A 382-nucleotide genomic window follows, 5' to 3' on the forward strand; every position below is an offset into this window, starting at 1 on the left:
TAACTAGCTATGCTAGGCAAATCAATGTGCCGATTCATATCGTGCAAGATGAGCCAATGTCAATTTTGGCACGGTTAAAAGCAGAAGGTGCCAATAGCCCTGCGGATGTGATCTTGACTGAAGATGCAGGTATTTTTAGCACTGCAGTCGAAGAGGGGCTGTTACAACCCTTTAATGCCGAAAAAGCAGTGGCACATGTCCCAGAGCGTTACCGCGATCCTGATGGCAATTGGATTGCGTTATCGAGCTACGCGCGTACCGCAGTGTATGATAGTCGTGTACTCCACACCAATGACATCTCAAGCTATGCCGACTTGTCTAAACTGAAATGGTCACAAAAACTGTGCCTAAGCCAAGGCAAATATATCCCTAATCAGTCACT

Annotated in this window: 1 protein-coding gene; it reads left to right on the top strand. The window is 46.3% G+C overall.

From position 1 onward, the window contains the following. Nucleotides 1-56: 56 nt before the first annotated feature. A partial coding sequence (locus M3175_RS26205) for an ABC transporter substrate-binding protein (RefSeq protein ID WP_251524642.1) occupies nt 57-382 on the top strand: 326 nt, incomplete at its 3' end.

It is taken from the genome of Robertmurraya korlensis, assembly GCF_023715225.1.
Classification (GTDB): Bacteria; Bacillota; Bacilli; order Bacillales; family Cytobacillaceae; genus Robertmurraya_A.